Source organism: Clostridium sp. CCUG 7971 (genome assembly GCF_017590215.1).
Lineage (GTDB): Bacteria > Bacillota > Clostridia > Peptostreptococcales > Peptostreptococcaceae > Faecalimicrobium.
The window spans coordinates 1-8,577 of record NZ_JAFFPK010000192.1 but is presented as its reverse complement, the minus strand read 5'-3'; the positions used below and the strand labels follow the sequence as shown (position 1 = coordinate 8,577).

Below are 8,577 nucleotides of genomic sequence, written 5' to 3'. Positions count from 1 at the left end.
ATACAGGTCATGCTAAGTTTATAGTATTGCGACAGTTTGGAAAGATTAGGAAGAGTAGGGTCATCTACTCTTTTTTTTTACTTCCCCAAAAATTCATTTCAATCTCTTCTGTATTCCCATTCCATGTAAGAGTATCTATTATCAGTCCTAACATAAACTTTTTCTTTTTAATATCATCAATTTTATTATAATGAGTTTTAAACTCATCTAAAGCATTTAATACAATCCCAATATTTTTAATACTATTATTTGTATTATTAATATCATCTAATATGTAGTTATATTTAGATTCTAAGTCTTTAATCTCTGATGTAATATCATTTATTTTATCTTTAAGAATTTGAGTAACATCAGAGTTAAAATCTGCTAATTTATCTATAAGATTATTTAATTGATTTCTTTTATTTTTTATTTTGCTTTCCAGACTTTTTAATAAACTCTTATTATCTGTTATAGATGCATCATCTAAAGCAAGTTTACCTAATAATTTAGTTTTATCTAAATTCATGATGTTATCAACTACAGCTTGTTCGATATCAATACCTTTGACATTTGGATTATCACAAAGGGATCTCTTTGATGTGATAGCTAAAGTACAAGCATAGTAATGGTGATTTCGACCATATGAAACTCTCATAGGGGAGCCACAATTAGCACATCTAATAAGTCCAGATAGAATTCCTTTACTTGAAGTACCTAATCTCATTGTTTTATTTTTATCCTTGTTTTTTAGCAACATATTTTGTACTAGCAACCATTTATCGGCATCAATTATTCCTTTATGTTTAGCTACAGCTGCAATCCATTCGCTAACATCTCTTTTATTAAATGCATTATCTCTTTTGTTATAGGTAAGTATACCATACCCTTCTTTATCTCCTGTGACAAGCATACCCTTATTTCTTAAGTATTCTAATACATTAACATTACTTTTAACATAAACAGGATTAGAAAGGATTTTAGAGACTGTAGAAGCTGTAAAATATTTATCTCTTTTACTTTTATATTTTCCTTCTTGTAGATAAGATACTACTTGATTGATAGAACCTAGTTCTAGATACTTATTATATATAATTTTTACTAAGTTCATTTCTTTTTTATTTACTATAAGTTTAGACATTTTACGTTCTTTCATTTCTTCATCTATATAAGTCATACTTTCAGAATCAAAACCAAGTGGAGGCATACCACCTAGCCATCTACCACTTTTTGCAAGTTCAAGCATATTATCTTTAACTCTTTCAGCGATAGTTTCTCTTTCAAGTTGAGCAAAAACACTTGATATATACATCATAGCTCTTCCCATTGGAGTAGAGGTATCAAATTGTTCTTTGATAGATACAAAGGATATATTATGTTTTTGTAAATCATCAATTAAATTTGCAAAGTCTCCTATATTTCTACTAACTCTATCTAATCTATAACAAAGCATCATATCAAACTCTTTTAATTTTGCTGAATTCATCATCTCTTGAAATTTTGGTCTATTTGTAGATCCTCCACTAAATCCTTCATCTTCATATATTTTTATATAAGTTACATTAGGATAGTGAAGCTTTATATAATCTTTACATAATTGTATTTGATTTTCTATTGATTCACCTTTACCAGTGAATACTGATTTTCTTGAGTATATTGCTATTTTCATTTTTTACACCCCTTTCAATTATAAATTATAGCAAAATATAATATATATCAATAATAAAACGATAAATAAGTAAAATGTTCATAAAAATAATAGGTTATATAAAAAAGAGTATAGATTTTATAATTATGATAATATTATTGAAACAAATAATTAAGACAATTTATTTCAATGTATAAATTTTAATTTTAAAAAGTAAATGAGGTTAAATGATGATTTATGTATTAGTACTAATATACATTTTTATAGTTATAAAATTGCTAGAAAAATGTTATAAACACTATTGTACATTAAAAGAACTAGATAATATAATAGATGATTTAAAAGAGAGAAATAAAACAATTGAAAGGTATTTAGAAAAATATCAATAAAAATACATTAAAATATTGTTTGAATATTATATAGATTAACTATGGGAGGTCGTGGATAAAGTGAATAAAATAAAGATAAATTATAAACATTTACTTTTAATTTCAATTGCACCTTTTATGATTTATTATTATTGTGTTTGTGTAAAAATTATAATTCATAGTGAGTATAATTTAGAATATGTTATTATATCGCTTCTGCTTATGATCTTACCATTAGTTATCTATAAATCTATGAAATTCGCATTAGAAAGAAAATATTATAAATCAATATTAATTATATTAATTTATGCATCTATATTTTCTTTTGTACTATATTTCGAAATTGGATTCTTGAAAGATAAAAAGATATACAACAATATAAGTACTAATACCATAAAAATAGAAAGTAATACGAATGAAAAAGACTAGAACTATCTAGTCTTTTTATCTTTCAATTTAATAAAAGTTAAAAAAAATAGAATATAATGTAAAAAAAGATGATATTATTAGTAAAATTAAAAATCAATTAAGGAGTTGGAAAATATGAATTTATCCAAAAAAATAGAAGAAAAAAGAAAATTTAAACAAAAAGAAATAAGAACTAAAAATATAAAAGTAGCCACAATGGGGTTAGCAGCAGGAATGTTGACCGGAGCAATAGGTGGTATAATTCTAGCTCCTAAATCAGGCAAGGAAACAAGAAAAGATATCAAAGAAGTATCAAATAAAGTTGCATCGAAAGTAAATAATAAAGCATATGAAGCAAAAGGTATAATCAATGAAAAAATCAATATAGAAAAAGAAAATATAATAGAATCTAAAAATAGAATAAAAGAGTATATAGATAAAAAGAAAAACAATACAGAAAATGAAGAAATTATAGAAGAGAAGATATTATTAGTAGAAGGTAGTATAGAAGAAAAGGTAGATGCTTAATTATGTATATAGATGTAAATGTGATATACATAGTGGCCTCTATATTAGGATGTATAGCTTTAGTTTATTTGATATTTACTTTAAGTAATATGAATAAATTTATAAAAGACTTAAATGATTTAGTTTCGGATAATTCTAGTAATATACATAATTCATTGAATAAATTACCTGATGTAGTGGATAATTTCAATGAAATAAGTGAGAATGTAAAAGATGTTACAGAAGTAGTTACAGATGTAACAGCAGATTTTATTATTACTAAGGAGAATATGAAATCAAATGTTGAGATTACATGTGAAATATTAAATATACTAAAAAGTGTATTTTTATCAAAATAAAAAGCCTAGGTATTAACCTAGTCTTTTTTTATTTTACGAACTTTGTAACGACCTCTAACAGATGAGTGAAAATATTTAGTCTTATTTGGAGATGATAAAAAATTAATATAGATATGTGTAGATACGTTATAGAAATCAAATATATTAGAAGATTTTGATTCAACTCTTAAAATCCTAGCGTTTCTATCGTATCCAATAGAGACTATCCCACCTGAAGATATAGGTATCATTTGCATATTTCTAATCTCCTTTCAGATATTATATATTTGTTAAATTATAAAATTAAATAAAGAAAAAAAGTCTATAAATGCAAACCTAAATATTTTAAAGTAATAAGGAAAAAATCGATATTAGTGAGATTAGAGTAATGAATTAAAGATTATAATGCTATGAATTAGTATTAGAGAATTTTAATATATAGAATTAATTTTTTAATTAAATATATAAATGGAAATATTAAAAAAATAAAAAGACTAGGAAAATTAAAGTCTAGTCTCTTTATTATGTTTTATAATTTTCAATTAATTTAAATTTGACATATCTTTATATAGAATAAATTTGGAAAAAACTTATAGAAAATATTTTATAAATTACGAATTATATAAAGTTATTATGAAGCTATAATTAATTTATATAATAACTTTACATACATATAAATTATTTTACATACGAATATATACGAAATATATAGATATAGTCTATAATTGTAAATTAAACGACAACATAAAATGACTAAATAAGACATTAACGATATGATATAGTATTATTTGGAATAATTATAGGAAGTAGGGGGTAATAAATATATGAAAAAAAGTAAAATATTAATAACAAGTATGGTCTTAGGTATATTATATTCAGTTTATCTTGTAGCTTATTTCTCAGGAGCTATAGGGAACTCAACTGATGCAGCACAAACATTAGGGGCATCACTTGCAGCAACTTTAGTTATGCCTCATATGGCCTGTGTGGCAATTGCATCTATATTCTCAATAGTTGCAGTTATAACGAATAAAGCATGGGCTGGATTAACAGCAATGATATTGTATTTTGTAAGTGGAATATTATTTTTACCTTATGTAATCTTCTCTGCTGTTATAGGAATACTAGCAGTATTTGGATGGATAAATATGAGAAAGATTCAACTAGAATATGCTAATTAAGTGAAAAAAAGATGTAGGTGACTACATCTTTTTTTATAGCTCTTTTGGCTTATACAGTTGTTCTTGAGGATATTGATTTTTTATACTTGGTTTTCTAACTCCTATTTTCATATTACCCACTTAAAATGTTATATATAGAATTAGATTTATACATTATAAGTTCATCTAGAACTTTCAAATGTTCAATTATTTAACTAGATAAAATATTTATTAATTTACTCCCTAATTTTGTACATAATAAATTCTTCTGGAACACTAAAGTAACTACTTAGTTGTTCTATAGTTACATATTCATATCCAGTAGAAAATTTATTTAAATCTTCATCTGTTATTAACAAATGAGCAGCAAAGCTGTTTGCTTCATTTTCATATTTATCAGTAATACAGAAAGTATAATTACTCAAAAAACAAACATTGAATTCTTTATGTAATAAAGCATGTCCAAGCTCATGGGCTAAAACTGGCTTAAGTTCATCCTTTGAAAAGCTATTATTTAAATGTATTATAGGTGTACATAAAACATTTTGAAAAAGTCCTTTAATATTTCCTAATGGTTCAAAGAGTATAGGTATATTTAAAAGTTTGCATAATTCATACGGATTGCGAGTTTTATATTTATTTGCTAAATCATCTGCTATATCTTTTATTCTCCCCATAAAACTACAACCCCTTATTTTTTAGACTTCATACTCTTAGCATATTCAATACCATTTTTTATAGCATTTCTTAAAAGTATAAGGTCATTATCATCAATTATTTCACCATTAAGCATAAGACCTTCTTGGTTAAGTATTTGGCTCATAGTTTCTTCAATCAATTCTTCAACATCTTTTTCATCTTTATTTATATTAACTTTATTATCCATATTTTTTATGTCTGTTTTACCAAGTAGATAATCAGTTGATACATTGAATATATCTGATAATTTTAACAAATCTTCCATTATAGGATCTCTTTTCTGAGTTTCCCACATGGCTACTTTACTTAATGAAGAATTAAGCAATTTAGCTAATTCTGTTTGTGTTAATCCTTTTTCTTTTCTTAAATACTTCAATCTATTAGAAAACATTTTTATCACTCCTACAACAATTTTATAATGAAATTGTATCACTAATAGTGAAACAAAGAAATAATTTTTATATTTATATCACAAAAAGAAATAAAATGCTTGCAATATATCACTTAAGGTGATAAGATTAAATTATCACAAATAGTGAAGTGAATAGAGGTGACATATGAAAGATTTAATCGATTTTAGAATAAGTCTCAAATTAACTCAGAGAGAAATGGCTAATGAAATAGGTGTGTCTAAATCATATTATCAAAAGGTAGAAGGAAGTTTTAAGAAGCCAGGAAGAGGGTTTATTGAAAAGTTTAAAGAAACTTTTCCAAACAAAGACATAGGAATATTTTTTTAAAAAAGAATATCACTAAAAGTGATAAAGGGAGTGGTTATATGATAATTTTAGATAAAAGAGAAGTACTTGGAGAACAAGTTCAAACATTTGGAACAATAGATAATCCATTATTTTTGGCAAAGGATGTTGCTAAATGGATAGGATATGGTGTTAGTAATGTATCTAAGATGGTAAAAAATGTGGAGGATAATGAGAGAATAATCGCTCGTATAAATAATACGAGTGCAATATTTTTGACAGAAGATGGATTATACGAAGTATTAATGCAAAGTAGGAAACCAATAGCGAAACAGTTTAAAAAGGAAATAAAGAAGATACTAAAGCAAATAAGACAGACTGGTGGATATATACCAATAACTCAAGAAGATGATGAAAAGACTATAATGGCAAAAGCTTTAATGATTTCAAAAATAACTATTGAGCAAAAAGATGCATTACTTGCTCAAAGAGAGCAACAAGTACAACAACTTACTTATGAAGTTGAATCAAAAGATAGGTACTTAAATCAAATAGCACAATCACAAAATACTATATTAGTAAGAGAATTAGCAAAAGTTATATCAAGAGACAAACTGATAATAGGGGAAAGACGATTGTGGGAAAAACTTAGATCTTGGGGACTTATATTAAAAGGTAAAACAGAACCAAGTCAAAGAGCAGTTGAAAGAGGGCTGTTTGAAGTAAGTGAGAGTATATCAAGAGGTTCAAAGGGGACTTTCACTCATAGGACTACTAGAGTTACTGGTAAAGGTCAGGATTACATAATAAAGAGATTACTTGATGAAGTAGAACAAGATATTTGTATATAAATAATTTTATTTAGGAATAGGACAAAATTTAATACTCATAAGAAGTAGTAAGGGGGGATGTGGTATGGCAAAAAAAGAAAAAAAACGAGAATTCAAAGTTATTTGCAATTATCCATTAGAAGAAAATATGGATGAATTTCAAGATAGAATGTGTTTTGCAGTAGCGAAAGTCCTAAAAGAAGAAAAGTCTCCAGAGTGGATACAAGCTTTAATGAAAGCTTTAGAAAAATCAATTGAAAAAGATAATAAAGAGAAAAGTGTTGCTACTAAATAGCAATGCTCTCAATAGAAAAATTAGGACAAGGTGGGAGTAAAATGGATATTAAAATATTACAAGCCTTTATAAAAGAATATAAGCATAGGGGTGACTTAAATAAAAGATTTAATACTTTAAAGGCATATAAAAAATTAAAAAATAAGTTCTGATAAAATTAATTTAGTGAGGAATGTACATATGATAAAAAATAATGCGATAGAAATAATAGCAGATGCTTTTATAGGAATAAAGGCACACAGTAGATTTAAATTAATAAAAGCGGACTTAGATAAATCTAGATATGTAGAAGCAACTTATAGATATAAAAATAAAGAAGAAAACAAAGATATAGAGCTGACTTTCTCTGTTCCAAGATTTTATATAAGTAACGAAGATCCTATAGTAGATATTGGAACGCTATCTACCATTTGTAGAAACTTAAGCTTACATGATAACTATTATATGAACTGTCTTAATATATCAAATGAAAAAATAAAGGCTGAGTTCTTTAATAGATTTGATAATACAACTATAAAGGTAAAAACATCTAGAGATAGTCTTTTAGATGTATAGGAGGACAAAAATGGCAGTGGTGAGAGTTGTAAAGGATAAGAATAACCCTTATGTTATGTTAAACAAAGCATGTTTGAAGGATGAAAGAATTTCATGGAAGGCTAAAGGACTTCATTCATATTTACTAAGTTTGCCAGATGATTGGCAAATATACATTGAGGATTTAAAAAAAAGAAGTAAGGATGGAAGAGATTCTACATCTAGTGCTATAAATGAACTTATAAAAAATGGATATATAAAAAGATATGCAAGACAAGATGAAGAATCTGGAAAGTTTATAGGTGGATTTGATTATGAGGTATATGAATTGCCTATAGAAGATGTTAATTATATTGATGACCGAGAATCGGAAAATCCGAAAATCGGAGAAACCGAAAGTCGGAAAAACCGAGAATCGGAAAACCCGAAACTACTAAATAATAAATATAAACTAAATAATGAAATAAACAAATTAATAATAAATTACTACCAAAAATACGTGGGAGTAATAACTCCTAATCACATAATGAAACTGTTAAGTTATTTAGATGATGGTATGGAACAGGAAGTTATTATAAGTGCTATTGATGAAATGGTAGGAGCAAATATTAGAGATATAAGATATTTATTTAAAATATTAAATAACTGGATAGAAAAAGGAATAAAAAATAGTGCCCAATTAATTGAGCACACAAACATATATAAAAATAAAAATTCACGTAGTAATAGTATAAACCAGAATCAGGAAAAAGATAATAGTTTTGGAGGAAATAGTTATGGAAAAGATTCAACAAATGACAAATCAAAATTGGATTCAGGATATAAAGAAGAAGTGGATGTCAAAGAACTTGCAGGGAAATATGGAATTGATATCAGTGAAATATAATTGTCCAAAATGTGAAGATAAAGAGTATACAATAACAAAAGATAATGAAGTTAAATGGTGCGAATGCAGAGAACAAAGATTGGCTAAAGAAAGAATTGAAAAAAGTGGTCTTAGTTATAGATTTGAAAAAAATAAATTTAATAACTATAAAGTTAATAATTTTCAAAGGAAAAATGCAGTTGAAACTTGTTTAAAATATATAAAAAGTTTTGATAAAACGAAGTGTC

14 protein-coding genes and 1 pseudogene are annotated in these 8,577 nt (G+C 25.8%); 11 read left to right on the top strand and 4 right to left on the bottom strand.

Features of this window, described 5'->3' with window-relative positions:
- Window positions 1-64: 64 nt before the first annotated feature.
- On the bottom strand, window positions 65-1,648 hold the full coding sequence (locus JWF52_RS18385) for a recombinase family protein (protein WP_208334922.1): 1,584 nt from the start codon (window positions 1,646-1,648) through the stop codon (window positions 65-67).
- Window positions 1,649-1,854: 206 nt separating this feature from the next.
- On the opposite strand from JWF52_RS18385, the gene JWF52_RS18380 reads away from it, so the two are divergent.
- The 4 genes from JWF52_RS18380 (at window position 1,855) to JWF52_RS18365 (ending at window position 3,269) form a co-directional block, all read left to right on the top strand.
- Window positions 1,855-2,016, top strand: coding sequence for a hypothetical protein (locus JWF52_RS18380; RefSeq protein WP_208334921.1), 162 nt, complete (start codon window positions 1,855-1,857; stop codon window positions 2,014-2,016).
- Between the two features lie 60 nt (window positions 2,017-2,076).
- Window positions 2,077-2,424: a hypothetical protein gene (locus JWF52_RS18375; RefSeq protein ID WP_208334920.1), complete on the top strand. Its 348-nt coding sequence runs from the start codon at window positions 2,077-2,079 to the stop codon at window positions 2,422-2,424.
- A 114-nt stretch (window positions 2,425-2,538) separates the two neighbouring features.
- On the top strand, window positions 2,539-2,931 hold the full coding sequence (locus tag JWF52_RS18370; protein ID WP_208334919.1) for a YtxH domain-containing protein: 393 nt from the start codon (window positions 2,539-2,541) through the stop codon (window positions 2,929-2,931).
- A gap of 2 nt (window positions 2,932-2,933) precedes the next feature.
- Window positions 2,934-3,269, top strand: a complete 336-nt coding sequence (locus JWF52_RS18365; RefSeq protein ID WP_208334918.1) for a hypothetical protein — start codon at window positions 2,934-2,936, stop codon at window positions 3,267-3,269.
- A 17-nt stretch (window positions 3,270-3,286) separates the two neighbouring features.
- Here JWF52_RS18365 and JWF52_RS18360 read toward each other — a convergent pair whose 3' ends face one another.
- A complete protein-coding gene (locus JWF52_RS18360; protein WP_208334917.1) occupies window positions 3,287-3,505 on the bottom strand; it encodes a KTSC domain-containing protein in 219 nt (72 codons plus the stop codon).
- 567 nt (window positions 3,506-4,072) lie between these two features.
- Between JWF52_RS18360 and JWF52_RS18355 the strand changes: the two genes are divergently transcribed.
- Window positions 4,073-4,429, top strand: coding sequence for a hypothetical protein (locus JWF52_RS18355; RefSeq protein ID WP_208334916.1), 357 nt, complete (start codon window positions 4,073-4,075; stop codon window positions 4,427-4,429).
- Window positions 4,430-4,644: 215 nt separating this feature from the next.
- On the opposite strand, the gene JWF52_RS18350 is transcribed toward JWF52_RS18355, so the two are convergent.
- Entirely contained in the window at window positions 4,645-5,085 is a 441-nt protein-coding gene (locus tag JWF52_RS18350; protein WP_208334915.1) for an ImmA/IrrE family metallo-endopeptidase, read from the bottom strand.
- Window positions 5,086-5,099: 14 nt separating this feature from the next.
- Window positions 5,100-5,498 carry a helix-turn-helix domain-containing protein gene (locus JWF52_RS18345; RefSeq protein ID WP_208334914.1) on the bottom strand — a complete coding sequence of 133 codons (399 nt, stop codon included), beginning with the start codon at window positions 5,496-5,498 and terminating at the stop codon, window positions 5,100-5,102.
- 166 nt (window positions 5,499-5,664) lie between these two features.
- Between JWF52_RS18345 and JWF52_RS18340 the strand changes: the two genes are divergently transcribed.
- The 6 genes and pseudogenes from JWF52_RS18340 to JWF52_RS18315 form a co-directional block, all read left to right on the top strand.
- Window positions 5,665-5,847 carry a helix-turn-helix domain-containing protein gene (locus JWF52_RS18340; protein ID WP_208334913.1) on the top strand — a complete coding sequence of 61 codons (183 nt, stop codon included), beginning with the start codon at window positions 5,665-5,667 and terminating at the stop codon, window positions 5,845-5,847.
- 38 nt (window positions 5,848-5,885) lie between these two features.
- Window positions 5,886-6,656, top strand: a complete 771-nt coding sequence (locus JWF52_RS18335) for a phage antirepressor (RefSeq protein ID WP_208334912.1) — start codon at window positions 5,886-5,888, stop codon at window positions 6,654-6,656.
- Between the two features lie 64 nt (window positions 6,657-6,720).
- On the top strand, window positions 6,721-6,930 hold the full coding sequence (locus tag JWF52_RS18330; RefSeq protein ID WP_208334911.1) for a hypothetical protein: 210 nt from the start codon (window positions 6,721-6,723) through the stop codon (window positions 6,928-6,930).
- A 180-nt stretch (window positions 6,931-7,110) separates the two neighbouring features.
- Entirely contained in the window at window positions 7,111-7,485 is a 375-nt protein-coding gene (locus tag JWF52_RS18325) for a hypothetical protein (RefSeq protein WP_208334910.1), read from the top strand.
- Window positions 7,486-7,495: 10 nt separating this feature from the next.
- The gene (locus JWF52_RS18320; protein WP_208334909.1) at window positions 7,496-8,350 is read left to right on the top strand and encodes a DnaD domain protein; all 855 of its coding nucleotides are present in this window, start codon (window positions 7,496-7,498) and stop codon (window positions 8,348-8,350) included.
- Window positions 8,325-8,577: pseudogene (locus JWF52_RS18315) on the top strand (hypothetical protein); the annotation flags it as partial. The gene JWF52_RS18320 and the pseudogene JWF52_RS18315, both read left to right, overlap by 26 nt.